The sequence below is a fragment of the Pseudomonas sp. Hp2 genome, from assembly GCF_006386585.1.
Classification (GTDB): domain Bacteria; phylum Pseudomonadota; class Gammaproteobacteria; order Xanthomonadales; family Xanthomonadaceae; genus Pseudomonas_S; species Pseudomonas_S boreopolis.
In genome coordinates, this window is sequence record NZ_VAHJ01000001.1 from 546,940 (window position 1) to 572,408 (window position 25,469).

Below are 25,469 nucleotides of genomic sequence, written 5' to 3' on the forward strand. Positions count from 1 at the left end.
ACGGGACGGCTCAGGCCGCCGTCCCGATCTTCATAAGCGCGGCGTCGATGCGTTTCAAGGCCTCCTCGCGCCCGGCCAGGTAGACCGTATGGGAAATGTCGGGGCTGACCTGGGTACCGGTGATCGCCACGCGCATCGGTTGGGCGACCTTGCCCATGCCCAGTTCCAGCGCGGCGGCGGTGTCGTGCAGCGCGGCGGCCACGGCCTCGACGGTCCATTCCGGCAGCGCGGCGAGCAGCTCGCGGGCCTTGGCCAGCGGGGCTTCCGCGCCGGCCTTGAGGTGCTTGGCGACGGCGGCCTCGTCGTAGGCCTGCAGCGGCCGGTACCAGACTTCCGCCTTCTCGGCCATTTCCTTCAGCGTCTGCACGCGCTCGCGCAGTGCGACCACCACGTCGGCCGGCGCCGGCCCGGCGGCCACGTCCACCCCGAGCTTCTCCAGCTGGTAGACCAGCTGCGGCGCGATCGTCGCCGGGTCGTCGGTCTTCAGGTAGTGCTGGTTGACCCAGCCCAGCTTGGCCATGTCCAGGCGCGCGGCCTTGGAGTTGACGTCCTCGACCTTGAACAGGTCGATCAGTTCCTGGCGCGAGAACAGTTCCTGGTCGCCGTGCGACCAGCCCAGGCGGGCCAGATAGTTGATCAGCGCGTGCGGCAGGTAGCCGGCGTCCTTGTACTGCATCACGTCGGCCGCGCCGGTGCGCTTGGACAGCTTGGCGCCCTGCTCGTCCAGGATCATCGGCATGTGCGCGAACTTCGGCACCGGCGCGCCCAGCGCCTCGTAGATGTTGATCTGGCGCGGCGTGTTGTTGATGTGGTCGTCGCCGCGGATGACCTCGGTGATGCCCATGTCCCAATCGTCCACCACCACCGCGAAGTTGTAGGTGGGGTAGCCGTCCGGGCGGAAGATCACCATGTCGTCCAGCTCGCTGTTGGCGATCTCGATGCGGCCCTTGATCAGGTCGTCGAAGGCGACCACGCCGTCGAGCGGGTTCTTGAAACGGATCACCCGGTTCGGATCGTCGCGGTACGGCAGGTCCAGCTCGCGCGCGGCGCCGTTGTAGCGTGGCTTCTCCTGCCTGGCCATGGCCGCCTCGCGCATGGCATCGAGTTCCTCGCGGGTCTCGTAGGCGTAGTAGGCCTTGCCCTCGGCGAGCAGTTTCTCGGCCACCTCCTTGTAGCGATCGATGCGCTGGGTCTGGTAGACCGGGCCCTCGTCGTAGTCCAGGCCCAGCCACTCCATCGCTTCCAGGATCGCGTCGATCGCCGCCTGGGTGCTGCGCTCGCGGTCGGTGTCCTCGATGCGCAGCACGAACTCGCCGCCGCGATGGCGCGCCTCCAGCCAGCAGTACAGGGCGGTGCGGGCCCCGCCGATGTGCAGGTAGCCGGTGGGACTGGGGGCGAAACGGGTGCGGCAGGTCATGGAACGCTCGTGAGACGGGAAATCCCTCGATTTTACCGGAGCGTCATCGGCGCTGCCGGGGCCTCGCAACCGTCCTGGCCCCGGTCGACGGGCGCACTCGGGCGCACCGGATGGTCGATATTGAGATTCATTCTCACTATCATGCTCATCCCCCACCGTTTCCCGGCACTCCCCCATGTCCAGACTATCGCCCCGGCACCGCCTGTTCGGTGCCTGTGCCCTGCTGTCCTCGGTTGCCGTGCCGGCGCTGGCACCGGCGGAAGAGGCGGTGACCACCACCCTGTCGGCCGTGCGGGTCAGCAACCAGGGCAACGGCTTCCATCCCGCCGCGCCCGCGACGAGCGCCAAGTCCGACCTGCCGTTGGAGCAGACGCCCCTGGCGCTGGACGTGCTCGGCCGCGCCCTGCTCGACAGCCAGCAGGTACGCAGCCTCAACGACGCGCTGCAGAGCGCCGGCGGCGTGGTCGGCGGCACCTTCGGCCGGCGCGGCTGGGACGACTTCATCATCCGCGGCCAGACCGCGTCGGACTCGGTCTTCGTCGATGGCCTGCGTAGCTCCGCAGGCAACCGCGTGGCCGAGCCGATGTACGGCCTGGAACAGGTCGAGGTGCTCAAGGGCCCGGCGTCCCTGCTGTACGGCCAGGTGCAGCCCGGCGGCATGGTCAACCTGGTCAGCAAGCGCCCGCTGGCGGTCTCCCGCGGCCACGCGGAGCTGACCGTCGGCAGCTACGGCCTGCGCCAGGCCAGCGCCGATCTCAACCTGCCCCTGGAACAGCAGCGCGCCGCGTTGCGCATCAACGCGCTGGCAAGCAACAGCGATGACGCGACCGACCACGTCTGGTCGCGCGAGCGCTTCATCGCACCGGCGCTGGCATTGGACCTGGGCGAAGACACCGACTTCGTGCTGCTGACCAGCTACCAGCAGCGCCGCTACGTCCGCCAGCAGGGCCTGCCGCTGCAAGGCTCGGTGCTGCCCAACCGCAATGGCTCGCTGCGGCGCACGCTGTTCACCGGCGAGCCTGGCCAATCGCCCTACGACGCCGAGCAATGGCGTGCCGGCTGGCAACTCGACCACCGCTTCGGCAACGACTGGCGGCTCCATCATGGCCTGCGCTGGCAGCAATCGGAAGTCGATGGCGACCTGGTCGCCAACGAGACCTTCCTCGCCGACCAGCGCACCCTGCGCCGCTCCGGTACCCGCCAGCAATGGGGCGGCAGGACCTGGACGCAGGACACCTACCTGGCGGGCAGCTTCGGCGATGCCGCTTTCCGCCAGGAACTGATCGTGGGCCTGAACGCCTTCCGCACTTGGGAGTGGGCCTCCCAGCAAACCTGCCAGGTCGGAACGATCGACGTGTACGACCCGGTCTACACCGGCATCGCCTGTCCCTCCGCGCGCAGCCGCGACAATCTTTCGATCGTGACCTCCGGCGGCCTGTATCTGCGCGACAGCCTGCAATGGGGCGAGGATTGGTTGCTGCTGCTCGGCCTGCGCCACGACCGCAGCCGGGTCGAGACCGAGAACCGCCTGATCGGCAGCCGCGGCAGTGTCGATGCCCAGGCCACCACCGGCTCGGCGGCGTTGATGTACCAGCTCGCGCCGGGCGTGCGCCCGTACCTGAGCTATGCGACATCGTTCACGCCGAACGCCGGCACCGATGCCCAGGGCGCGGCCTTCGAACCCGAATGGGGCAAGCAATGGGAACTGGGCGTCAAGTACGCGCTGGGCGAACGCGCCATGCTGACCACGGCGATCTACGACCTGCGCCGCCGCAACGTGCTGCAGAGCGATCCCATCAACGATGGCTACAGCATCGCGATCGGCGAGCAGCGCAGTCGCGGCGGCGAAGTGGAACTCAGCGCCGACTTCGGCAGCGGTATCAGCGTCAATGCCAGCTATGCCTATACCGATGCGCGCATCCGCGACGACGGCGGCCAGCAGCCCAGCACCGTCGGCACCCGCCTGCCCAACGTGCCGCGGCACAGCGGGGCGCTGTGGCTGCGCTACGACCCGCACGCCGGCGGCGACGGCTGGTACGCCAGCGCAGGCGCGCGCGCCGCCGACGCGCGCATCAGCTACGGCTACCGGATCCCCGGCTACACCGTGTTCGATGTCGGCGCGGGCTATCGTCTGGGGCCATGGAGCTGCGCACTGAACGTGCGCAACCTGTTCGACCGCGACTACTTCAGCGGAGGCCTGGCACGCGCGGTCGCGCTGGGAGATCCGCGCACGCTGGCACTGCAGGTATCGCGGCGTTTCTAGGATTCGCCGAAGGCGGCCAGCCGCGCATGCCGCAGCGTCGGCTGCAGCTGGCCGGGCCAGTCGCGGTCGTTGGCCACCTGGGCGCGCGCCCGGCTGGCCTCCAGTGCGGCGAAATCGAGCTCCGCCACCGCCCAGACGTCCTCGCCGGCGGTGCGCGTCAGCACCCCGTCGGCCGGCAGGCCCACGTCCATCGGCGCATACAGCGCGGCCTCGCCTGTGTTCACGTCCAGCGCGGGGCTCCACTCGGCCAGCCCGGCCGTGACCGACTGCGCCACGAACATGCGGTTTTCCAGCGCGCGCGCCAGGCATCCGACCTGCACCCGGGTCGCGCCCGCGGCGGTATCGGTGCAACTGGGCACCACCAGCAGGCGGGCACCGGCCTCGGCCTGCGCCCGCACCGGCAACGGGAACTCGCTGTCGTAGCAGATCGAGACGCCGGCGCGCACGCCATCGGCCTCGAACACCTTCAGCGCATCGCCGGGTTCGATCACGCCGGCCTTCTTCTCGAAACCGGTCAGCTGCAGCTTGTCCTGCCAGCCGTGGCGCCCGTCCGGCGCGAACCAGTAGCTGCGGTTGCGATAGCGCCCTTCGCCCACCGCGAGCAGGAAGCTGCCGGCCACCACGTGCAGGCCGAGCCGGCTTGCCAGGTTCCCGAACAGCGCGAGGTAATCGGCATGCAGCCGCTGGGTCGCCTCCAGTGATGCGTGCAGGTCGGCCAGCACCGGCAGCCCGAAGGTCGCGGCCAGTTCCAGCGATAGGTACTCCGGCAGCACGGCCAGGCGTGCCCCGGCCTGCGCGGCCTGCGCCAGCAGCGCGGCCTGCTTGTCGGCGAAGGCGGCGAAGGCGGCCGGACGGCCGACCGGATACTTGGCGACGGCGACCTTCATGAGGATGGCTCCAGCGGGCGGGTCCAGAACGTGAGCGCATGCTCGGCCTCGCCGCGACCGATTTCCTCCCAGTGCAGGCGCATCGTCAATCCGGGCCGGCGCGCGTAGCCGCGCTTGTGCCAGAACGCCTCGTTGCCGCAATGCCCGGGAGGGCAGCGCGGATCGCCGGGATCGCGATCGACGGCGCAGAACGCGGTGGCGGTGAATCGCCCCAGCTGCCGCGCATGCGCCTCGCGCGCATCGAAGAAGGCATGCCCCAGCCCGCGTCCGCGATACGCGGGCAGCAGCACGGATTCGCCGAAGTAGAACACCTGCGCCGGATCCAGGCCGGCATCGAGGAACGGCTGGCGGAAAGCGGGCGCGTCGTCGAGCAGCGGCAGGCCGGTGGAGGCGCCGACGACCGCGTCGCCGTCCCGCGCCAGCACGAACACGCTGTCCGCGGAACGCGCGTACGCGGCCAGGTAGCCGCGCTCGTAGTCCAGGTCGCCCTCGTACAGGTAGGGCCAGTCGCGGAACACCGCGATGCGCAGGCGCGCGACGTCGTCGAGGAAAGGCGCGATCCGGGGACCGCGCAACACGTCGATGGCAGGCAGCGAGGACATGCGACGAATTCTAGGGCGTGCCGCGTCCCTTGGGGCGAGCGCGAAACCATCCCGATCGCGATCGCCAGTGGCGGAGCCCGCGCATGCACGGGCCGAGCAGCGAGGCGATCGCGGAAAGCACGGCCATCGCCACCGCTCCCGCCCCCAGCAGCAAGGCCTCCAGGCCGAGCGACGGGACGATCTGCCGCGCCGGCCAGTCCGCGATGCTCCACGACATGCCGACGCCCAGCGACGCCAGCAGGATCGGCAATAGCGTGAGCCGGGCGAAGGCGGCCCAGGAGCGGGCCGCCACCCAGGCCAGGAACGCCACGAGCGCCAAGGCCGGCACCGCGATCAAGAGCAGTACCGACATCTCGCCTTCCCGCCCTCTTCCTGCCAGAACAGCCAAAGGCATCCGTCGGCGGGATCCAGCAACAGCGCAAGGCGCGCGTCCTCCCGCTCGCTCCAGAACACGCACCGGCCATGCGCGCGCAAACAGCGCCAATCGCTGTAGGGCGACGTGTCGCCAGGCGAAGGGGCCGTGGCCCGGCGCAACCAGTCCGTGCCCCGCTCGCGGAGCGCCGCGGCGGCGCGGCGCTCCAGGCGCAGGCCGATGGCGCCGCGTCCCCCGCTCCGCAACCGCAATCGCGACAGCGGCGAGCGTTCCCAGCACACGGCATCGGCCGGGGCCAGCATGGCCACCGTCGCCAGCGCCGTAGGCAACAGGCGCCGGACCCGCCGCAGCAGGCGTACGTGCGCCGACAGGGCGCTCATCGCAGCTGGGCTCCAAGTTCGTACCAGTCCAGCCGGCGCGTCAGCCACATGATCGCGGCCAGGATGCCGAACAGCAGCAGCGACCCCATCAGCAACGCGTTGTCCTCGGAGACCAGCAGTCCGTACAACACCCCGTACAGCACGGTCAGCAGCGCCGCGAACCCGGCCGCGAGCGACCGGCTGTGCAGCACCCCGGCCAGGTAGAAGAACTGCAATCCGATGCACGCCGCGGCCGACATGCCATAGGCCTGCCAGAACGGGACGACCTCGGAGAGGCTCAGCAGCAGCAGGAAAAAGATCGCCAGCGCCAGCCCGACCAGCAGGTACTGCACGGGATGGATGCGCAACTGCCTGGTCAATTCCAGCAGCACGAAGCCGACGAAGGTGAGCAGCACGAACAGCACGCCGTACTTGCTGGCGCGGTCGGCCTGGGTATACGCATCGACCGGATCGAACAGGTCCACGCGCAACGCATCCGGCCGCGTGCCCTCGATCAACTGCGCCTGCGCGCGCGTGGCGAGCGAGGACAGCGCCCACTGCGCGCGGAAGCCGTTCGCATCGACCTGCCGCTCGACCGGCAGGAACTCGCCGCCGAAGGAGGGATGCGGCCAGGACGAGCGCAACGTCACCTGGTTGCTGTCGCCTGCCGGCACCACCGACAGCGAGCGGGTGCCGGACAGGCGCAGGTCAAGCACGACGTCCTCCAGCGCCGGCAGCGTGCCGTCCCGCGCATCGCCCGGCATCGGCAGCGGCGCGTGCATGCCCTGCGTTGTCGGCTCCAGCCCGCCGCTGCCGTTCTCCAGTTCCAGCGCGCGGCCGGCCACGGCCAGGCTCGGCTCGCCGGCCAGCCCGCGCACATCGGCGATGCCCAGCGCCAGGTAGGGCTGGCCGTACACGCGGCCGGGGGACGGCTCGTAGCGCATCGGCGCGAACGTCGCCCGCACCTGCGCCTGCCACACGTACACCGGCACCTTGAACAAGCCGACGCGGCGCACGGAAGGCACCAGCACGCCCTCGATCCGCAAGCGGGCCGGCGCCTGCACCAGGTGCCCGGTCTCGCGGCGCCGCTGCACGGTGGTATTGCCGGCGTCGTCGCGGACCTTGACCTCGACCTCGCGCGTCCACGGGATGTAGCGCAGCGATCCGACGAAGCGCTGCTCGCCGGCGCTGCTCTGGGCCACGCGCTGGACGGCTTCGTCGCGGTAGCGCTCGCGGTCCTTGATGACGCTCCGGATCAGCAGCAACGGGACCAGCAACACCAGCAGCAGTCCGCCCACGATGGCGAACCGCAACAGCAACTTGAGGGACTTCATCGACGATCCTCCTGGAAGAGGACCGCAGCTTGCGGCCGCACGGTGAGCGCGGTTTGTGGCGAATTTGAAGTCTGCGTGAAGTCCCGCCGGTTCAGGCCGTCCGCGCGACGGGCAAGAACAGCACCGCCCGGGCGCCGCCGCCGGCGCGGTCGTCCAGCCGCGCTTCGCCGCCGTGCAGCCGCGCCACCTCGCGCACGAACGGCAGCCCCAGGCCGGAACTGCGCGGCGTCCCGTCCGGGCGCGGCAGCGAGTAGAACCGCTCGAACACGCGCTCGCGCGCGTAGTCGGGCACGCCCGGCCCGGCATCCTCGACGCTCAGCCGCAGCCCGCCCGCCTCCCGCCGCGCGGCCAGGACGACCTCGCCGCCCGCGGGCGAGAACGCGATCGCGTTGTCGAGCAGGTTGCACAGCGCCTGGCGCAGCAGGAAGGCATCGCCATCCAGGCCCGGCAACGGTTCCTCCGCGTCGATCCGCAGCGTCACCGCGCGTGCCGCCGCCTGCACCGCGGTGGCTTCTACCGCCTGGCGCAGCAGCGCCCCCGCATCCACCGGCGCACGCTTCTGCAGCCAGCCGTGCTGCTCGACCTCGGCCAGGGCCAGCAGCTTGTCGATGGTCTCGGTGAGCCGCCGCTCCTGCGACCGGATGTTGCCGACGAAGCGCTGCCGCTCCGGTTCGGGCAGCGGCTCCTGCAGCAGCTCGGCCGCCCCCCGGATCGCCGCCAGCGGGCTCTTCATCTCGTGGGTCAGCGACTGCACGTACTGCTCCACGTAGGCCTTGCCCTCGAGCTTGCGGCGCATCTGCTCCAGGGCCCGGCCGAGATCGCCGATCTCGTCGCGGCGCGGCGGCGGCGGCGGTACCGGTTCGCCGGCGCTGACCGCCCGCGCATACCGGTGCAGCCGGCCGATGCCGCGCGACAGCCACCAGGTCGCCAGCACGCCGATCAAGGCGGCGATGCCGACCAGCCAGGCGCCGCGCTGCAGGATGCTGCGCTGGCTGGCCACGATGAACGGCTCGATGCTGCGGTTCGGCTGCGCCACGGTCAGCACGCCGATCAGGCGCTGGCGGTCGCCGGGCGCGTAGATCGGCGCGGCGACGTGCATCACGCTGGGGCTGTCCCGCGTCGCGGCGTCCTCGGGACTGGAACGCGCGCCGTACTCGCCGCGCAGCGTGCGGTAGACGTCGTTCCAGCGCGAATTGTCGCGACCGAGGTCGCGGCCGCTGGAATCGAACACGACCACGCCGTGGGCGTCGGTCACCGTCACCCGGTAGTCGATGCTTCGCTTGGGAAAGCGCCAGACCAGCGCGTGCGGATCGCGCTGCTGGGCGAGCGCCACCTGGCGTGCGAACGCGCCGTCGCGGATGCGTCCGGCGGCCAGGTCGGGCGCCGCCATCTCGGCCAGCAGGTTGGCCGAATCGACCAGCGTGGACTCGATCGCCTGGCGCACGCCCGGCTTGACCTCGTTGACGAACACCCGCATCACGAAGAACGCAGCGACCCCGACGATCAGGAAGAAGCCCAGGAACAGCTTCAGGCCCAGGCGCACGTCACGCCTCGATCGCGTAGCCGAGCCCGCGATGGGTGCGGATCGGGTCCACCGTCGCCCCGGCCTCGCGCAGCTTGGCACGCAGGGTCTTGACGTGGGTATCGACGGTACGGTCGGCGCTGTCGGCGTCGCTGTCCCAGGCGCGGTCCATCAACTGCGCGCGGCTGAGGATGGCGCCCGGCCGCGCCAGCAGCGCCGCCAGCAGGCTGTATTCGTAGCGGGTCAGCGGCAGCAGCCGGTCGCGATAACGGACCCGGCATCCCTCGCGATCGATCGCGAAATCGCCGTGCCGCTGCCATCCCGCCTCGGCCGCCGGCATGTGGCGGCGCAGCCGCGCACGCACCCGCGCCATCAGCTCGCGCGGCGAGAACGGCTTGGCCACGTAATCGTCCGCCCCCAGTTCCAGCCCCAGCACGCGGTCGATCTCGTCGTTGCGCGCGGTCAGGAACACCACCGGCACCGCGGTGAACCCGCGCAGCTCCCTGCAGACCTCGAAACCGCTGATGTCGGGCAGGCCGACGTCCAGGAGCACCAGATCGACCGCGGGCGCCTCGCGCAACCGCGCCAGCGCCTGCCGCCCCAGCGGCACGTGCTCCACCGCGTAACCCTCGCTGCGCAGCGCATACAGCACCGGATCGGCGATGGCGGGCTCGTCCTCCACGACGAGGACACGGGCGGCGGAAACGGACATGGCGCGCAGCATAGCGGTACCGGGGGCCAGGTGGCTGCCGGCGGGAACCGGATTTTTTGATGGAGACAGCGGAACCACTCCACCAGCCCGAACAGTTCCGGAGCCAAGGCTGTTGCTGTTGCCTATGATTTTTGTCGTTGCTGTTGCTTTCCGCTGTTGACGTACCGGGGCCCCTCCGAAGCGGCGGAGGCGGCGGGAAAAACCCGCAGGGCGACGCACATGGGCTCGCCGGAAAAAGGCGAAGCACTGCTTCGCCCCGGCGGGCGGGCATTCGCCGCGCGGCGAATGCCCCGGACTCGGCCGCGTAGCGGACGAGTGCGTCGTTTTTCGCCGGGGCAGGGCTCGCCGGAAAAAGGCGAAGCACCGCTTCGCCCCGGCGGGCGGGCATTCACCGCGCGGCGAATGCCCCGCACTCGGCCGCGTAGCGGACGAGCCCCGTCGAAAAATCCCGCCGGCTCCGCGGACCCGCAGCACAGCTGCGGGCGCGCAGGCGGGGTGTGCTTGATCAGCCGTTCGGCTGCTGTGAAGCGCTTCTTTTGGTTACTTTTCTTTACGCGGCACATCCCTGTTCCGCGCCCTTCGGGCGGCTTCGCCGTGCGGCGCTGCTCCTGCAGCGCGCGTGCACAAGCAAAGAAAAGTGACTCGCCAAAGGCGAAAGCTATTGCTTCAAGCGAGAAAAGCCAAAGCAAGAACAAAGTCCCTGGATGATCAGCCGTTCGGCTGCTGGAAAGCGCCTCCCGCCTTCGCGGGAATGACGGTAGTAGGTCCACAGGGACCGGATAGATAGCGCGGAAGTCCCTGGATCTTCGCCCCCCGGCCGTCAGGCATAGCCCGATGGCGCTCAGCGCCGCGCGAGCCAGTGGCCAGCAAGCAGCGGCCCTTCGCCCCCGCCTTCTCACCCAACCAACAACCAATAAAACCCACACCCAGCCAAGCCCTAAGCCTCTACACTGGCCCCCATGAACTACCGCCACGCCTTCCACGCCGGCAACCACGCCGACGTGCTCAAGCACATCGTCCTGCTCGCCCTGATCGACGCGCTCAAGCGCAAGGACACCCCGTTCTTCGTCCTCGACACCCATGCCGGGCGCGGCCGCTACCTGCTCGGCGGCGAGGAGAGCAAGAAGACCGCCGAGGCCGAGGACGGCGTGATGCGGCTGATGGCGCAACCCCGGCTGCCGGAGGTGGTGGAACGCTACCTGCGCGCCGTCCAGGCCGACAATCCGGTGGGCGCCCTGGTCGCCTATCCGGGCTCGCCGCTGCTTGCCGCACAGGCGGCGCGCGAGCAGGACCGGTTCGCCTTCTGCGAGATGCAGCCGGAGGAAGCCGCCGCCCTGGAGGCGCTGTTCGCCCACGATCCGCGCGTGCGCGTGCATGCCGGCGACGGCTATGCCGCGGTCCGCGCCTTCCTGCCGCCCAAGGCCGGTGCGGCCAGGATCGGGCGCGGCCTGGTGCTGATCGACCCGCCCTACGAAGCGCAGGACGCCGAGTACCCCCAGATCGTCGAGAGCCTGCGCGAAATCCTCGCGCGCTGGCCGCAGGCGATGGCCGCGGTGTGGTATCCGGTCAAGCAGCGCCGCAGCCTGTTGCCGTTCTTCCGCAAGGCCACCGCCCTGCCCGCCAAGTCGCTGCTGGTGGCCGAGCTGCTGGTGCGTCCGGACGATTCGCCGCTGCGCCTCAACGGCAGCGGCCTGCTGCTGCTCAACCCGCCCTGGCAGTTCGACCAGGTGCTCGCGCCGGCGCTGCCGGTGCTCAAGCGGCACCTCGGCGAGGCCGGCGCTTCCACCCGCCTGGAGTGGCTCAAGCAACCGGCGTGAGTTTCACCCGGTGTTCACGAACGGATCACGCCCCGGCCGAGTACAGTCGCGCCGCGGCCCCTGTTCAGGCTTCCGCCGCGTGCATCGGAAGCGTTCATTCTGCCGCCGTGGGTAATGCCAGAATCTTCCTTATTTGAGGAATACCGGACATGGCCATCCGCAATCGCATGCCTCCATGGCATGAAAACTTCACCCTGCCCAATGGCCATACGCTCCTGCTCCGCCCCATCCGCCCGGAAGACGGCCCGCCGCTGCAGGGCGCCTTCAGCCTGCTCGAACCGGCGGAGATCCGCGACCGGCTGCTGCGCCCGGCGGGCGATCTCACCTCCGATCAGGTGCAGCGCCTGACCCATCCCAATCCCAAGACCGAGATCGTGCTGGTGGCGGCCGAGACCTTGCCGCCGGGCGAGGCCGTGATCGGCGCGATCGCGCGCGCCGCCGTGCTGCCCGGGTCGCGCGAAGCCGAGTACACGATCCTGGTCAGCCGCTTCGTCACCGGCCAGGGGCTGGGCCGGCAATTGATGCGCAAGCTGGTCAAGTGGGCCCGCCGCAAGTACCTCGACCGGGTGTTCGGCGACGTGCTGCGCAGCAACGTGCCGATGCTGCAGCTGGCCGAATCGCTCGGCTTCAAGCCGCACCCGCACCCGAACTCGCCGGAGCTGGTGCGGATGGTGCTCGAGCTGGAAGCGTAGCCCGGCCCGGCCGGCTTGCCCCCCCCATAGTCCGCGCGGAACTTCGCGCCCGCTTCGCTTGCCTGTTCCCGCGGCTGCTGCCGCGTCCCTTTTGACGTGCAGGGACTTTCCTCCAGCAGGCCCGATGCATGCCCTGGATCGGCGCGGGCCGCAGAATAGGCTTCCGCTCGGGCAAGCGCGTTAAAATCGGGGGTCATGCTGTCTCCTTCCCCCCTCCCCGCTCCGCCGCTGCCCCGTGCCGGGCAGCTCCGCGCCTGGTGGCGCGCCCCTGCCTCTCCAAGCGCGCTGGCCTGGTACATCGCCCGTGCCGCCGAGTCGCACGACGGTCCTCTGCTGGTGGTCGCGCGCGACAACCAGGGCGCGCACCAGCTCGAATCGGACCTGCAGGCGCTGCTCGGCGACGGTCGGGCGCTGCCGATCGTGCCGTTCCCCGACTGGGAAACGCTGCCCTACGACCAGTTCAGCCCGCACCCGGACATCATCAGCCAGCGCCTGAGCGCGCTGCACCGGTTGCCGTCGCTGAAGCGCGGCATCGTGATCGTGCCGGTGCAGACGCTGATGCAGCAGTTGGCGCCGCTGAGCTACATCGTCGGCGGCAGCTTCGACCTGAAGGTCGGCCAGCGCCTGGACCTGGACGCGGAGAAGCGCCGGCTGGAAAGCGCCGGCTACCGCAACGTGCCGCAGGTGATGGACCCGGGCGACTTCGCCGTGCGCGGCGGCCTGCTCGACGTGTTCCCGATGGGCGCCACCGCGCCGCTGCGGATCGAGCTGCTCGACGAGGACATCGACTCGATCCGCGAGTTCGACCCGGAATCGCAGCGTTCGCTCGACCGGGTGGACGCGGTGAAGATGCTGCCGGGCCGCGAGGTGCCGATGGACGAGGCCAGCGTCGAGCGGGTGCTGGCGCGCCTGCGCGAGCGCTTCGACGTCGACACCCGGCGCAGCGCGCTGTACCAGGACCTCAAGGCAGGCCTGGCGCCGTCCGGCATCGAATACTACCTGCCGCTGTTCTTCGAGCCGGCGCGCGCGGCGAAGGAACCGGCCACGGCGACGCTGTTCGACTATCTCGACAAGAGCGTGCTGGCGCTGGTGGCGCCGGGCGTGTCCAACGCCGCCGATGCGTTCTGGACCCAGGCGCAGAACCGCTACGAGCAGCGCCGCCACGACGTGGAGCGCCCGTTGCTGCCGCCGGCCGAGCTGTACCTGGTGCCGGACGCGCTGCGCGAGCGCCTGAACGCGCTGCCGCGCATCGAGGTCTGGCCGCCCGAGCACGCCAACCTCGACAAGGCCAGCGCGCTCGGCGACCAGCCGCTGCCGCCGCTGCCGGTGGCGGCCAAGGACGCGCCCGCCGGACAGGCGCTGAAATCCTTCATCGCCCACTATCCCGGGCGCGTGCTGATCGCCGCCGATTCCCCCGGCCGACGCGAGGCCTTGCTGGAAGTGCTGGCGGCGACGGAACTGCGGCCTGCGGTGCTCCCCGATTTCGCGGCCTTCCTCCCTTCTCTTCCCGGGGGAAGGCGACCCGAAGGACAAGAAGGGCTGCCGCGCTTCGCCATCGCCGTCGCGCCGCTGGAAGACGGCTTCGCGCTCGACGATCCGCAGGTCGCGGTGCTCACCGAGCGCCAGCTGTTCCCGGAGCGGGCCACCCAGCCGCGCCGCAGCCGCCGCGCCGGGCGCGAGCCGGAAGCGATCATCCGCGACCTCGGCGAGCTGACCGAGGGCGCGCCGATCGTGCACGAGGACCACGGCGTCGGCCGCTATCGCGGACTGATCGCGATGGACGTGGGCGGCATGCCCGGCGAATTCCTCGAGATCGAATACGCCAAGGGCGACCGGCTGTACGTGCCGGTCGCGCAGTTGCACCTGATCAGCCGCTACTCCGGCGCATCCCCGGAAACCGCGCCGCTGCACTCGCTGGGCGGCGAGCAATGGGCCAAGGCCAAGCGCAAGGCCGCCGAGAAGGTCCGCGACGTGGCCGCCGAGCTGCTGGAGATCCAGGCGCGCCGCCAGGCCCGCGCCGGGCTGGCGTTGCAGGTGGACCGCGCGATGTACGAGCCGTTCGCGGCCGGCTTCCCCTTCGAGGAAACCCCGGACCAGCTTGCCGCCATCGACGCCACCCTGCGCGATCTCGCCAGCAGCCAGCCGATGGACCGCGTGGTGTGCGGCGACGTCGGCTTCGGCAAGACCGAGGTCGCGGTGCGCGCCGCGTTCGCCGCCGCCAGCGCCGGCAAGCAGGTCGCGGTGCTGGTGCCGACCACGCTGCTTGCCGAGCAGCACTACCGCAATTTCCGCGACCGCTTCGCCGACTATCCGCTCAAGGTCGAGGTGCTCTCGCGCTTCAAGAGCACCAAGGAGATCAAGGCCGAGCTGGAAAAGGTGGCCGCCGGCACCATCGACGTGATCGTCGGCACCCACCGGCTGCTGCAGCCGGACGTGAAGTTCAAGGACCTGGGCCTGGTCATCGTCGACGAGGAGCAGCGCTTCGGCGTGCGCCAGAAGGAGGCGCTCAAGGCGATGCGCGCCAACGTGCACCTGCTCACGCTCACCGCCACGCCGATCCCGCGCACGCTGAACATGGCGATGAGCGGCCTGCGCGACCTGTCGATCATCGCCACGCCGCCTCCGAACCGGCTGGCGGTGCAGACCTTCATCACCCAGTGGGACAACGCGCTGCTGCGCGAGGCGTTCCAGCGCGAGCTCTCGCGCGGCGGCCAGCTGTACTTCCTGCACAACGACGTGGAAAGCATCGGCCGCATGCAGCGCGACCTGGCCGAGCTGGTGCCGGAGGCTCGCATCGGCATCGCGCACGGGCAGATGCCCGAGCGCGAGCTGGAGAAGGTGATGCTGGATTTCCAGAAGCAGCGCTTCAACGTGCTGTTGTCGACCACGATCATCGAATCGGGCATCGACATCCCCAACGCCAACACCATCATCATCAACCGCGCCGACCGCTTCGGCCTGGCCCAGCTGCACCAGCTGCGCGGCCGTGTCGGTCGTTCCCACCACCGCGCCTACGCCTACCTGGTGGTGCCCGACCGGCGCTCGATGACGCCCGATGCCGAGAAGCGCCTGGAAGCCATCGCCTCGATGGACGAACTGGGCGCGGGCTTCACCCTGGCCACCCACGACCTGGAGATCCGCGGCGCCGGCGAGCTGCTCGGCGAGGACCAGAGCGGGCAGATGGCCGAGGTCGGCTTCAGCCTCTATACCGAGCTGCTCGAACGCGCGGTGCGCAGCATCAAGCAGGGCAAGCTGCCGGACCTGGACGCCGGCGAGGAAGCGCGCGGCGCCGAGGTCGAGCTGCACGTGCCGGCGCTGATCCCCGAGGACTACCTGCCCGACGTGCACACCCGCCTCACCCTGTACAAGCGCATCTCCAGCGCGCGCGACGGCGAGGCGCTGCGCGAACTGCAGGTGGAGATGATCGATCGGTTCGGGCTGTTGCCCGACCCGGTCAAGCACCTGTTCGCCATCGCCGAACTCAAGCTGCAGGCCAGCGCGCTCGGCGTGCGCAAGCTGGAACTGGGCGAGAACGGCGGACGCATCGTGTTCGAGGCCAAGCCGAACATCGACCCGATGGCGGTGATCCAGCTGATCCAGAAACAGCCCAGGCTCTACGCGATGGATGGGCCGGACAAGCTGCGCATCAAGCACCCGCTGCCGGAGCCCGCCGACCGCTTCAACGCCGCCAAGGCCTTGCTGGCGACGCTGCGGCCGGGCTGAGGCATCTTCCCGACGCCCTGGCCTCGCCCTCGCGAGGCTAGGGCCGTCGCGCCAACGGCCCTAGCCGGCCTGCACGGTGCGATTGCGTCCCTGCTCCTTGGCCTGGTAGAGCGCGCGATCGGCCTGCTTGAGGACCGCCGCCACTTCGTCCGCGGTATCGGGGAAGTGCGCCACGCCGAGCGAGATGGTGATCGCCACGTCCATGCCGAGCAGCGTCTCTTCCACCAGTTGCCGCAGCCGCTCCGCAGTCTGCGTTCCCAGCTCCAGCGGCGTGTCCGGCAGCAGGATGGTGAACTCCTCGCCGCCGCTGCGGCAGGATACGTCGCCAGGACGCAACGCCTTGCCGATCACGCCCCCGAGCGCGGACAGCACGCGGTCGCCGCTGTCGTGGCCCCAGGTGTCGTTGATCGCCTTGAAGTGGTCGATGTCCAGCACGATCACCGAAAAACCGCGCCCGGCCTCGCGCCATTGCTCCAGGAACTCCTGCAAGCCGCGGCGATTGAGCAGGCCGGTCAACGGATCGGTGAGCGATTCCGTGTTCAGCCGGCGGATCGTGCTGCTCATCGCCGACAGGCCGGCCAGGATCGCGCGCTTGAGCTGTGCGACCTCGTAGTACCAGGCCCGCACGCCCTGGATCGATTGCTCCGCTCCCGCTTCCTCCATGATCTGCGCGCGCCGCGCCAGCTTCCACAGCGGCAGCGCGATCAATCGCGACAGCCACCAGATCAGGCCCAGCGTGACCAGCAGCAGCGGCAGCGTGTACAGCACGAGCCGGCGCGAGAGCGCGTCCAACCGGGCCAGCGTGGTGTCGAGCGGGCGCTGCGCCACCACTCCCCAATGCACGGACCTGAGCGGAGAGAACCCGGCAAGCATCTGCACGCGGCGGCTGTTCGGCGCCTGCATGCTGCCGGCCTTGCCCGCCAATACCCGGTCGACCACCGCGTTGTCGTCGATGCGCTCGCCGATGCGCTCGGTATCGCGGTGATAGATCACCCGGCGGTCGCCGTCCACCACGTACAGGTACGAACCATCCTTGTAGTAGTGCTCGCCCAGCAGCCTGTGCAAGGCATTGTCCTCGTGCAGGTAGATCGAGCCCGCCACGTAGCCGAGATAGCGTCCGTCCTGCGCGAAGATCGGGCTGGAGACGACCACCACCAGTCGCCCGCTCGCGCCCACGTAGGGTGGGCTGACCTGCACCTCGCGATGCTGCAGCGCCAGCCGCGCGCCCAGCGAGTTCAACCGCGTGCCCGGTGCCAGCACCTGCGGCGCGGTCGTCACCACCCGGCCTTCGGCATCGACCACCAGGACGGAATTGAACCCCTGGTACTCCGCCAGGATGCGCTGGATGTCCCGGCTCAGTTCGGCGACCGATCCCCAGTGCTCGGCCAGCGACTGCGCATGGGTCCGGACCATGCGCTTGGCGCCGTCGAGATAATAGTCCGTGGTGTCGGCCAGCTTGAGCGCATAGACCCGGTTGGCCTCCAGCGTACTGTCGATCAACAGCTCCTTTTGCACCCTGTAGCTCGCCCACATCACGCTGGCGAGCGTCAGCACCACCGACACGCCCGACAGGATCAGGACCAGTTGGCGGAGATTGATGGGCGGGAGACCGCGCCTGCTGCCTATTAGCATGGAGGTCGACTGGAACCTGGCTGCCGCCTACCTTACCGGGTGTACGCGGATGCTAGCCATCCCCGTCCCTTGCTACAGTTGCGATTCGACCGGCAACCAGCCGACCGCGCGGGCCGCGATCCTTCGCCAGATGCCCGCCTCCGGCTCGCGCGTCCAGGTGCGCGGCGGCGAGGCCGCGTCGTCGTGCCAGCGCAGCTCGCCATGCTCCAGCGCCAGCCGGTAGCTGAGCCGAGCGGAGGTCTTGGCCCGGTACAGCGCCTCCAGCTCGGCGGCGGCCTCGCGGCTCTCGAACAGCAGCCCCATTTCGGTATTGAGGTTCATCGAGCGCGGGTCGAGGTTGAACGACCCCACGAAGCCTTCGCGCCCGTCGATCACGAAGGCCTTGGTATGCAGGCTGGCGCCGCTGGAACCGAACAGGCTTCCCGAGGGCTCGCCGCGCGGCTTGAGTTCGTGGAGCTCCACGCCCTCCCGCAGCAGCGGCACGCGGTAACCGGCGTAACCGCCGTGCACGGCGAGCACGTCGTTGGCGGCGAGCGAGTTGGTCAGCACGCCCACCTCGACATCGCGCCGGCGCAGGCCGGCGATCCAGCGCAGCCCTTCGCGGCCGGGCACGAAGTACGGCGAGATCAGCTTCAGCTCGCGTCGTACGCTGGCCATCCGGTCGACCAGCACCGGCGTCATCCAGTCCGGCTGCGCCCGTCCTCCCTCGGCCTTCTGCGGCGGGTCCGACACGATGCTGGCCCGGGCCGTCCAGTGCAAGGCGCGGCGGCCCTGGACCAGGTCGCGCACGTTGGGCGACTGCCGCAGCCGCTGCAGGTACGGCCGCGCCTTGGGCGAGGCCATGCCCGCGTCGATCCCGGCGCGCAGGCGGTCCAGCGCGTCCGGGCTGGCCTCGGCCAGCGCCGCCAGCGGGATCGCGCTGCGGCTGTTCCAGTAGGCGTCGAAGATCGCCGACGCCTGCCCGACCGGCGGGCCGATCACCGTGGCGTCGGCATCCATGAAGTTCATCTCGCTGTCGGCGTCGAAGTATTCATCGCCGATGTTGCGCCCGCCGACCACCGCGATGCGGCCGTCGGCGATCCAGGCCTTGTTGTGCATGCGCCGGTTGATGCTGAAGAACCGCAGCAGCAGCTCGACGCCGCGCACGAGGGTGCCCTCGCGCGCGCGGGTCGGGTTGAACAGGCGCACCTCGATCATCGGGTGGCGGTCGAGCGCGGCCAGCACCGAGCCGCTGCCGTGCACGTTCATGTCGTCCAGCAGCAGGCGCACGCGCACGCCGCGGTCGGCGGCGCGCAGCAACTCCGCGTACAGCAGGTTGCCGGTGAAATCCGGATGCCAGATGTAGTACTGCAGGTCCAGGCTGCGGCCGGCCGAGCGGGCCATCATCGCCCGGGTCGCGAAGGCCTCGATGTTGTCCGAGACCAGCGCGAACCCCGCCTGCCCCGGATGCGCCGCGGTGAGCGGGACCACCACCCGGTCGATCGGGGAATCGTCCGCCGCCGGCAGCGCCTGCGAAGCGGGGCCGCGCGCGCGTTCGGCGAAGCGCCCGTAGCCGTACAGGGAGGCCAGCGACGCCAGCGCGAACAGCAGCAGCGCGGCGCCGGCCCACTTCAGTTTTTTCTTCATCCGCCGGTCCATGCCAGGAACGGGGCCGATTGTAGGCACGGCCGGCGCCACGGCCGCGTGTGCAGAGGAGGCCCGGCATTGCGCCGGGCCCTCCCGCGGCGAGACCTCGCGCTTACCAGATCGCCACGCGATCCTTGCCGGCGCGCACCATCGGGTCGCCGGCCTTGCACTGGAACGCCGCGGCGTAGGCCGGCATGTTCGACGGCGCGGCGATGGCGCGGAAGTTGGCCGGCGCATGCGGGTCGGTGTTCAGGCGCACCCGCAGCTCGCCATCGGTGAAGTTGCGGCGCCACACCGTCGCCCAGTTCATGAAGAAACGCTGGTCCTGGCTGTAGCCGTCGATGGGCTTGTCGGCTTCCGGGTTTTCCTTCAGCGCCACCTGCAGCGCGTCGTAGGCCACGGTCAGGCCGCCCAGGTCGCCGATGTTCTCGCCGAGGGTCAGCCTGCCCTTCACGTGCACGCCGGGGATCGCCTCGTAGCCGTCGAACTGCGCGACCAGTTGGTCGGCACGCTGCTCGAAGCGCTTGCGGTCCTCGTCCGTCCACCAGCTGTCGAAATTGCCCTTGGCGTCGAACTGGCTGCCGGAGTCGTCGTAGCCGTGCATCATCTCGTGGCCGATCACCGCGCCGATGCCGCCGTAGTTCAGCGCGGGGTCGGCCTTGGCGTCGAAGAACGGCGGCTGCAGGATCGCCGCCGGGAACACGATCTCGTTCTTGGTGGCGTTGTAGTAGGCGTTGACCGTCTGCGGCGTCATGCCCCACTCGGTGCGGTCGACCGGCTTGCCGATCTTGTCAAGGCGCCAGCGGTAGTTGAACGCCCGGGCGGCCTGCATGTTGGCCAGGTAGCCCTCGCCGACCTGCAGTCCGCTCCAGTCGCGCCACTTGTCCGGGTAGCCGATCTTGGGCGTGAAACTGGCCCACTTCTCCAGCGCGCGCTGCCGGGTGGCCTCGCTCATCCAGTCCAGCTTCTCCAGCCGCGCCTTCAACGCGGTGGACAGGTTCTGCACCAGGTGCTGCATCTCGACCTTGGACTCGGGCGGGAACGCGGCCTGCACGTACAGCTGGCCGAGCGCCTCGCCCATCGCGTCGTTGACCGCCTGGAGAGTGCGCTTCCAGCGCGGCAGCATCTCCTGCTGGCCGCGCAGCGCCTTGCCGTAGAACTCGAAGTTGGCCTGCTCGAACGGCTTGGCCAGGTACGGCGCGGCCTCGTCCAGGGCGTGGAAGCGCAGGTAGGCCTTCCAGGTATCGGCCGGCGTGTCGGCCAGCATCCTGTCCAGCTCGGCGAAGAAACCGGGCTGGCTCAGCGAGAACTTGCCGGCGGCCGGCACCTTCAGCGCGTCGAAGAAGGCGTTCCAGTCGAAATGCGGGGTGATCCGGTTGGCCTCGGCCGCGCTGACCGGATGGTAGCGTTTGGCCGGATCGCGCAGTTCGATGCGCGACAGCGAGGCCTTGGCCAGGCGGGTCTCGAATTCGAGCACAGCCTTGGCCTGTGCCGCGGCATCCGCCGTGGTGGCGCCGGACAGCTCCAGCAGCCTGGCGATGTAGCCCGCGTAGGCGTCGCGGATGCCGGCCTTGTCGGCGTCGAGGTAGTAGCCCTTCTCGGGCAGCCCCAGTCCACCCTGGCCGGCGTAGGCGATGACCTGCCCGGAATCCTTGTAGTCGGCATTGCCGCCGAACGAGAACAGGAAGCCCTGCCCCTTCGCGTAGCTGTCGCGCAGCCAGGCGGCGATCGCTGCTCCGTCCTCCAGCGCGTCGATGGCCTGCAGTTGCGGTTGCAGCGGGGCCAGGCCGGCCTGGTCGATCGCCGCCTCGTCCATGCCGCTGCGCCACAGCGCGCCGAGCTTGGCTTCGATCGGATCCGCCGTCGTGGCCGCCGCGGCCCGCTCGACCAGTGCGCGCTGGATCGCCAGCGAGCGCTCGCCCAGCACCTCGAAGCTGCCCCAGCTGGTGCGATCGGCCGGGACCGGATTGGCCTTCAGCCACTTGCTGTTGACGAAGCCATTGAGGTCGCTGCACGCCGATACCGACGGATCCAGGTCGGTGACGTCGAACGCCACGGACGGCGCATCGATCCTGGACAGATCGAGCTTCGGCGCCTGGCCGGCCGCGCCGGCGCTTCCTGCCGGATTCTCGGGCTTGCCGCAGGCGGACAGCGACACGGCGATGGCCACTGCCAGGGACAGTGGGGCGAGCTTGCTGAGGGTCATCGGGTTCTCCAGCCTGACATCGGGAACGCACCGCTTCCGGTGCAGCCCTCCAACCTATGCGATCGCCGCCGCCCGCTGATCGGCCATTGGTCATGGTGCGAGCCGGCAAGCCCGCGTCGCCACGTCGCGCACGGCACGCTGCGCACGGATCGGCGGATGCGTGCCGTCAGGCCGGCCCGCGCGCATCGTCGGCGCGCGGCACGCTCTCGAGGCCGGCGACGGGCGCATGCCGTGCCATCAGTTCGACCACCCAATCGATGAACGCCCGCAGCTTGGCGCTGACATGCCGGTTAGGCGGGAATGCCAGGTACAGCGGCATCGGCTCCAGATGCCAGTCCTCGAACAGCGCCACCAGCTCGGCGCGCGCCAGGTGCGGCTTGGCCATGTAATCCGGCAACCACAGGATGCCCAGGCCGGCCAGGCCGGCCTCGAGATAGGCATTGCCGTCGTCGACGGCGAGCACGTAGCGCCCGCGCACCTCGACGCGCTCCCCGCCGCGGCGCATCGCGTACGGCAGCGCCTTGCCGGCACGCGCCCACAGGAAACCCACGATGCGATGATGGGTGTCCTCCAGTTCGCGAGGATGCGCGGGCCGGCCCGCGCGCGCCACGTAGCCCGGCGCGGCGTAGACGCCGAGCCGCAGATCGCCCACGCGCCGCGCCACCAGCGATCGATCGGTCAGCTCGCCGCCGCGCACGACGCAGTCCACGCCCTCCCCGATCAGGTCCACCCTGCGGTCGCTCACGCCCATGTCGATCTGGATGTCCGGATAGCGGGCATGGAAGTCGGGCAAGGCCGGCACCAGGATCATCCGGGCCAACGGACTGGGCACGTCCACCCGCAAGCGGCCCCGCGGCGAGGCGGAGGCATCGGACAGGCCGGTCTCGGCATCGTCCAGGTCGGCAAGCAGGCGCACCACTCGTTCGTAGTAGGCGGCGCCATCGGCGGTGACGTTGACCTTGCGGGTGGTGCGATTGAGCAGTTTCACCCGCAGCCGCGCCTCCAGCTGCTGGACCAGTTGCGTCACGCTGGTCTTGCTCGTGCGCAAGGTCTCGGCGGCCTTGGTGAAGCTGCCGGTCTCCACCACGCGGGCGAACGCCTGCATCGCATCGAAACGGTCCATTTACGACTCCGGCGCCCGGGAACTGTTTGGATTCTACAAACGGTGATACCCGGATCGACGCGTTTATCCGGCCGGACCCGCCGCCTACGCTACCGCCATCGTCGAGACACCGGACCGCCACGGTCCCCATCGGAGGTTTTCATGGCAACACGCGATGTCGTCTTTCCCGCCGGGCGCCAGGCGCTCTACCAGCGCAACCGCTATTCGCCGGCGATCCGCTCCAACGGGTTCCTGTTCGTCTCCGGGCAGGTCGGCAGCCGCGAGGACGGTTCGCCCGAGCCGGGCCTGGAAGCGCAGGTGCGGCGGGCGTTCGACAATCTCAACGCGGTCCTGGCGGCGGCCGGCTGCAGCTTCGACGACGTGATCGACGCGACCGTGTTCATCGTCGATCCGGCGTCGAAGTTCGACGCGATCTGGAAGATCGCCTCCGAATACTGGGGCGAGGCGCCGCACCCGACGCTGACCGGCATCGGCGTGACCTGGCTGTACGGTTTCGAGTTCGAGATCAAGGTGGTCGCGAAACTGCCCGGAACCGTCGCGGGCGACCCCATGCCCGCCGCGGCGTAGCCGCAGGAAGGCCCGGCCGGGGCCGGGCTTGCTGCGTCGCGACGGGGCGGGCCTACTTCGCCTTGCCCTGGTTGGCCACGGCCTCGGCGGCGCGCTTGGCGGCCTCGGGATCGCCCAGGTAGCGGTAGGACTGCACGTTCAGCTGGTCGTCCAGTTCGAACAGCAGCGGGATGCCGGTCGGGATGTTGAGTTCCAGGATCTCTTCGCGGCTGACGTCGTTGAGGTACTTGTAAAGCGCGCGCAGCGAGTTGCCGTGCGCGGTCACCAGCACCGTCTTGCCTTCCTTCAGCTGCGGGGCGATCGCATCGTGCCAGTACGGCAGCACGCGCTCGAGCGTGGTCGCCAGCGACTCGGTGGCCGGCAGCGCCTTGCGGTCCAGCCCGGCGTAGCGGCGGTCGTGCGAGGGATGGCCCGGGTCCTCCAGGTCCATCGGCGGCGGCGGGATGTCGTAGGAACGGCGCCAGATCTTGACCTGTTCCTCGCCGTGCTTGGCGGCGGTCTCGGCCTTGTCCAGGCCCTGCAGGCCGCCGTAGTGGCGCTCGTTGAGCCGCCAGCTCTTGTGCACCGGCAGCCAGTCCTGGTCCAGCTCGGCCAGCGCGGCCTGCAGCGTATGGATCGCGCGCTTGAGCACCGAGGTGTGGGCGACGTCGAACTGCAGCCCTTCTTCCTTCATCAGGCGGCCGGCGGCGGCGGCCTCGGCGCGGCCCTGCTCGGTCAGGTCCACGTCCACCCAGCCGGTGAAGCGGTTTTCCAGGTTCCATTGGCTCTGGCCATGGCGCAGCAATACGAGTTTGCGGGTCACTACGGATCTCCGGGACGCGGGTGAGGACGCCGATTGTAGCGGCGTCACGCGTTCCGAGCCCGGTCACGCCAAGCATGCCCCGTCCCGTGCATGCTTGGCCCATGACGACCGAGACTTCATCCGTGTTCCCGGGCTGGGACGGCAGCGTCCAGCGCGCACGCGCGCTGCAGAAGGAACTGGCGCGGCAGGTGCTGCTGCGCGACCTGTTCCCGTCCTCCCCGTTGCTGCTGGCGGGCTTCGACGTCGGCTTCGAGGACGCCGGCGCCACCACCCGCGCCGCGGCGGTGCTGCTGGACGCGCGCACGCTGCGGCCGCTCGAGCTGCAGGTCGCGCGCGTGCCGACCTCGATGCCCTACGTGCCCGGCCTGCTCAGCTTCCGCGAGCTGCCGGCGCTGTTGCAGGCGCTGGCGCAACTGTCGCGGCGGCCGGAGCTGGTGTTCATCGACGGCCAGGGCATCGCCCATCCGCGCCGGCTCGGCATCGCCGCGCACTTCGGCGTGGCGACCGGGCTGCCGACGCTGGGCGTGGCCAAGAAGCCGCTTGCCGGCCGGTTCGAACCGCCGGGCGAAGCCGCCGGCGACCACACCCCGATCGAGCTGCACGGCGAGCAGGTCGGCTGGGCATTGCGCAGCAAGGCGCGCTGCAATCCGCTGATCGTCTCGCCCGGGCACGGCATCGGCCTCGATTCGGCCCTGGCCTGGACGCAGCGCACGCTGCGCGGCTACCGGCTGCCCGAACCGACCCGGCTGGCGGACCGCCTGGCCTCGCGCCGCGGCGACATGCCGCCGCTGGAACACCCCATTTCCCCGCCGTGACCCCTCCTCGCCACCGCCCGTGCCATCCTGCCGCCTCGATCCACGCCGGAGCCCGCGCATGACCACGATCATCGATCCCCGCACCCACGACCTGGGCGACGGCCTCACCGTGCGCCGTGCGGTGCCGACCCTGCAGATGCGCAGCGTCGGCCCGTTCGTGTTCGTGGACCACATGGGGCCGGCGGTGTTCGAGCCCGGCCGCGGCATCGACGTGCGCCCGCATCCGCACATCGGCCTGGCCACGGTGACGTTCCTGTGGGCCGGCGCGATCCAGCACCGCGACACGCTCGGTTCCGACCAGGTGATCCAGCCCGGCGACGTGAACTGGATGACCGCCGGCCGCGGCATCGCCCACTCCGAGCGCTCGCCCCAGCAGGCGCGCCGGAACGAGCAGCGCCTGCATGGCATGCAGACCTGGGTCGCGCTGCCGAAGGAGCATGAGGAGGTCGAGCCCGCGTTCTATCACCACGCCGCCGCGACCCTGCCGCAGCAGCGCCGCGGCGGCGCCTGGCTGCGCGTGATCGCGGGCCGCGCCTATGGCGAGGAGTCGCCGGTGAAGGTCTTCGCCGACACGCTCAACGTCGCGATCGACCTGGAGCCGGACGCGGAGGTCGATCTCGACGCCGGCCATCGCGAACGCTCGCTCTACATCCTCGAAGGCGAGGCGCAACTGGACGGCGTGGACATCCCTGCGCGCCACCTGGTGGTCCCCGAACCCGGCAGCCGTGCGCGCCTGCGCGCCAAGACCCCGCTGAAGGCCATGCTGATGGGCGGCGAGCCCCTCGATGCCCACCGGCACCTGTGGTGGAACTTCGTGTCCAGCTCCAGGGAGCGCATCGAACAGGCCAAGGAGGACTGGCGCAACGGCCGCTTCGGTACCATCCCGGGCGACGACCAGGAGTTCATCCCCCTGCCCGAGCAGCCCGCCCCCAAGCCGCCGAACTATCCCTGAGCCGGCGGCAAGACCGTCGCGGCGGGATTTGTCACGGCCGCCGGG

General features: G+C 70.1%; 20 protein-coding genes. 7 read left to right on the plus strand and 13 right to left on the minus strand.

From position 1 onward, the window contains the following. Positions 1-10 precede the first annotated feature (10 nt). Complete coding sequence (gene gltX / locus FD678_RS02220; protein WP_140718965.1) at positions 11-1,417, minus strand: glutamate--tRNA ligase; 1,407 nt, start codon at positions 1,415-1,417, stop codon at positions 11-13. Between the two features lie 175 nt (positions 1,418-1,592). On the opposite strand from gltX, the gene FD678_RS02225 reads away from it, so the two are divergent. Then, complete coding sequence (locus FD678_RS02225) at positions 1,593-3,680, plus strand: TonB-dependent siderophore receptor (RefSeq protein ID WP_140718966.1); 2,088 nt, start codon at positions 1,593-1,595, stop codon at positions 3,678-3,680. Here the strand turns inward: FD678_RS02225 and FD678_RS02230 are convergent. The 7 genes from FD678_RS02230 to creB form a co-directional block, all read right to left on the minus strand. Further along, entirely contained in the window at positions 3,677-4,567 is an 891-nt protein-coding gene (locus tag FD678_RS02230) for a carbon-nitrogen hydrolase family protein (protein WP_140718967.1), read from the minus strand. The genes FD678_RS02225 and FD678_RS02230 overlap by 4 nt on opposite strands. Further along, a complete protein-coding gene (locus FD678_RS02235; protein WP_140718968.1) occupies positions 4,564-5,169 on the minus strand; it encodes a GNAT family N-acetyltransferase in 606 nt (201 codons plus the stop codon). The genes FD678_RS02230 and FD678_RS02235 overlap by 4 nt, the downstream gene beginning before the upstream one ends. 10 nt (positions 5,170-5,179) lie before the next feature. Beyond that, positions 5,180-5,521 (minus strand): hypothetical protein, encoded by a 342-nt coding sequence (locus FD678_RS02240; RefSeq protein WP_140718969.1) that lies wholly within the window; start codon positions 5,519-5,521, stop codon positions 5,180-5,182. Further along, entirely contained in the window at positions 5,503-5,922 is a 420-nt protein-coding gene (locus tag FD678_RS02245; protein ID WP_140718970.1) for a hypothetical protein, read from the minus strand. The genes FD678_RS02240 and FD678_RS02245 overlap by 19 nt, the downstream gene beginning before the upstream one ends. Further along, a complete protein-coding gene (gene creD, locus FD678_RS02250; protein WP_140718971.1) occupies positions 5,919-7,235 on the minus strand; it encodes a cell envelope integrity protein CreD in 1,317 nt (438 codons plus the stop codon). The genes FD678_RS02245 and creD overlap by 4 nt, the downstream gene beginning before the upstream one ends. 91 nt (positions 7,236-7,326) lie before the next feature. Next, positions 7,327-8,778, minus strand: coding sequence for a two-component system sensor histidine kinase CreC (gene creC / locus FD678_RS02255; RefSeq protein ID WP_140718972.1), 1,452 nt, complete (start codon positions 8,776-8,778; stop codon positions 7,327-7,329). Position 8,779: 1 nt separating this feature from the next. After that, positions 8,780-9,469 (minus strand): two-component system response regulator CreB, encoded by a 690-nt coding sequence (creB, locus tag FD678_RS02260; RefSeq protein ID WP_140718973.1) that lies wholly within the window; start codon positions 9,467-9,469, stop codon positions 8,780-8,782. 959 nt (positions 9,470-10,428) lie between these two features. Between creB and FD678_RS02265 the strand changes: the two genes are divergently transcribed. The 3 genes from FD678_RS02265 (at position 10,429) to mfd (ending at position 15,701) form a co-directional block, all read left to right on the plus strand. Then, a complete protein-coding gene (locus FD678_RS02265; RefSeq protein ID WP_140718974.1) occupies positions 10,429-11,286 on the plus strand; it encodes a 23S rRNA (adenine(2030)-N(6))-methyltransferase RlmJ in 858 nt (285 codons plus the stop codon). A gap of 149 nt (positions 11,287-11,435) precedes the next feature. Next, positions 11,436-11,978 (plus strand): GNAT family N-acetyltransferase, encoded by a 543-nt coding sequence (locus FD678_RS02270; RefSeq protein ID WP_140718975.1) that lies wholly within the window; start codon positions 11,436-11,438, stop codon positions 11,976-11,978. Between the two features lie 195 nt (positions 11,979-12,173). After that, the gene (mfd, locus tag FD678_RS02275) at positions 12,174-15,701 is read left to right on the plus strand and encodes a transcription-repair coupling factor (protein WP_140718976.1); all 3,528 of its coding nucleotides are present in this window, start codon (positions 12,174-12,176) and stop codon (positions 15,699-15,701) included. A gap of 60 nt (positions 15,702-15,761) precedes the next feature. Here the strand turns inward: mfd and FD678_RS02280 are convergent, their stop codons facing one another. From FD678_RS02280 to FD678_RS02295, 4 genes are all read right to left on the minus strand, one after another. Then, complete coding sequence (locus FD678_RS02280; protein WP_140718977.1) at positions 15,762-17,333, minus strand: GGDEF domain-containing protein; 1,572 nt, start codon at positions 17,331-17,333, stop codon at positions 15,762-15,764. 72 nt (positions 17,334-17,405) lie between these two features. Beyond that, a complete protein-coding gene (locus FD678_RS02285) occupies positions 17,406-18,959 on the minus strand; it encodes a phospholipase D family protein (protein ID WP_218569449.1) in 1,554 nt (517 codons plus the stop codon). A 112-nt stretch (positions 18,960-19,071) separates the two neighbouring features. Then, positions 19,072-21,165, minus strand: a complete 2,094-nt coding sequence (locus FD678_RS02290; protein WP_140718979.1) for a M13 family metallopeptidase — start codon at positions 21,163-21,165, stop codon at positions 19,072-19,074. 166 nt (positions 21,166-21,331) lie between these two features. After that, positions 21,332-22,288: a LysR family transcriptional regulator gene (locus FD678_RS02295; protein WP_140718980.1), complete on the minus strand. Its 957-nt coding sequence runs from the start codon at positions 22,286-22,288 to the stop codon at positions 21,332-21,334. Between the two features lie 141 nt (positions 22,289-22,429). On the opposite strand from FD678_RS02295, the gene FD678_RS02300 reads away from it, so the two are divergent. After that, a complete protein-coding gene (locus FD678_RS02300; protein WP_140718981.1) occupies positions 22,430-22,855 on the plus strand; it encodes a RidA family protein in 426 nt (141 codons plus the stop codon). Between the two features lie 52 nt (positions 22,856-22,907). Here the strand turns inward: FD678_RS02300 and gpmA are convergent, their stop codons facing one another. Continuing rightward, entirely contained in the window at positions 22,908-23,657 is a 750-nt protein-coding gene (gpmA, locus tag FD678_RS02305; protein WP_140718982.1) for a 2,3-diphosphoglycerate-dependent phosphoglycerate mutase, read from the minus strand. A gap of 101 nt (positions 23,658-23,758) precedes the next feature. On the opposite strand from gpmA, the gene nfi reads away from it, so the two are divergent. Together nfi and FD678_RS02315 are read left to right on the plus strand one after the other, a co-directional pair. Beyond that, positions 23,759-24,472: a deoxyribonuclease V gene (gene nfi / locus FD678_RS02310; RefSeq protein ID WP_140718983.1), complete on the plus strand. Its 714-nt coding sequence runs from the start codon at positions 23,759-23,761 to the stop codon at positions 24,470-24,472. A gap of 58 nt (positions 24,473-24,530) precedes the next feature. Next, positions 24,531-25,424 (plus strand): pirin family protein, encoded by an 894-nt coding sequence (locus tag FD678_RS02315; RefSeq protein ID WP_140718984.1) that lies wholly within the window; start codon positions 24,531-24,533, stop codon positions 25,422-25,424. Positions 25,425-25,469 lie beyond the last annotated feature (45 nt).

What these genes read in the sequence shown, in the direction of transcription:
- gltX (WP_140718965.1), bottom strand. Translation starts at nt 1,417, where the DNA reads ATGACCTGCCGCACCCGTTTCGCCCCCAGTCCCACCGGCTACCTGCAC.
- FD678_RS02225 (WP_140718966.1), top strand. Translation starts at nt 1,593, where the DNA reads ATGTCCAGACTATCGCCCCGGCACCGCCTGTTCGGTGCCTGTGCCCTG.
- FD678_RS02230 (WP_140718967.1), bottom strand. Translation starts at nt 4,567, where the DNA reads ATGAAGGTCGCCGTCGCCAAGTATCCGGTCGGCCGTCCGGCCGCCTTC.
- FD678_RS02235 (WP_140718968.1), bottom strand. Translation starts at nt 5,169, where the DNA reads ATGTCCTCGCTGCCTGCCATCGACGTGTTGCGCGGTCCCCGGATCGCG.
- FD678_RS02240 (WP_140718969.1), bottom strand. Translation starts at nt 5,521, where the DNA reads ATGTCGGTACTGCTCTTGATCGCGGTGCCGGCCTTGGCGCTCGTGGCG.
- FD678_RS02245 (WP_140718970.1), bottom strand. Translation starts at nt 5,922, where the DNA reads ATGAGCGCCCTGTCGGCGCACGTACGCCTGCTGCGGCGGGTCCGGCGC.
- creD (WP_140718971.1), bottom strand. Translation starts at nt 7,235, where the DNA reads ATGAAGTCCCTCAAGTTGCTGTTGCGGTTCGCCATCGTGGGCGGACTG.
- creB (WP_140718973.1), bottom strand. Translation starts at nt 9,469, where the DNA reads ATGTCCGTTTCCGCCGCCCGTGTCCTCGTCGTGGAGGACGAGCCCGCC.
- FD678_RS02265 (WP_140718974.1), top strand. Translation starts at nt 10,429, where the DNA reads ATGAACTACCGCCACGCCTTCCACGCCGGCAACCACGCCGACGTGCTC.
- FD678_RS02270 (WP_140718975.1), top strand. Translation starts at nt 11,436, where the DNA reads ATGGCCATCCGCAATCGCATGCCTCCATGGCATGAAAACTTCACCCTG.
- mfd (WP_140718976.1), top strand. Translation starts at nt 12,174, where the DNA reads ATGCTGTCTCCTTCCCCCCTCCCCGCTCCGCCGCTGCCCCGTGCCGGG.
- FD678_RS02280 (WP_140718977.1), bottom strand. Translation starts at nt 17,333, where the DNA reads ATGCTAATAGGCAGCAGGCGCGGTCTCCCGCCCATCAATCTCCGCCAA.
- FD678_RS02285 (WP_218569449.1), bottom strand. Translation starts at nt 18,959, where the DNA reads ATGAAGAAAAAACTGAAGTGGGCCGGCGCCGCGCTGCTGCTGTTCGCG.
- FD678_RS02290 (WP_140718979.1), bottom strand. Translation starts at nt 21,165, where the DNA reads ATGACCCTCAGCAAGCTCGCCCCACTGTCCCTGGCAGTGGCCATCGCC.
- FD678_RS02295 (WP_140718980.1), bottom strand. Translation starts at nt 22,288, where the DNA reads ATGGACCGTTTCGATGCGATGCAGGCGTTCGCCCGCGTGGTGGAGACC.
- FD678_RS02300 (WP_140718981.1), top strand. Translation starts at nt 22,430, where the DNA reads ATGGCAACACGCGATGTCGTCTTTCCCGCCGGGCGCCAGGCGCTCTAC.
- nfi (WP_140718983.1), top strand. Translation starts at nt 23,759, where the DNA reads ATGACGACCGAGACTTCATCCGTGTTCCCGGGCTGGGACGGCAGCGTC.
- FD678_RS02315 (WP_140718984.1), top strand. Translation starts at nt 24,531, where the DNA reads ATGACCACGATCATCGATCCCCGCACCCACGACCTGGGCGACGGCCTC.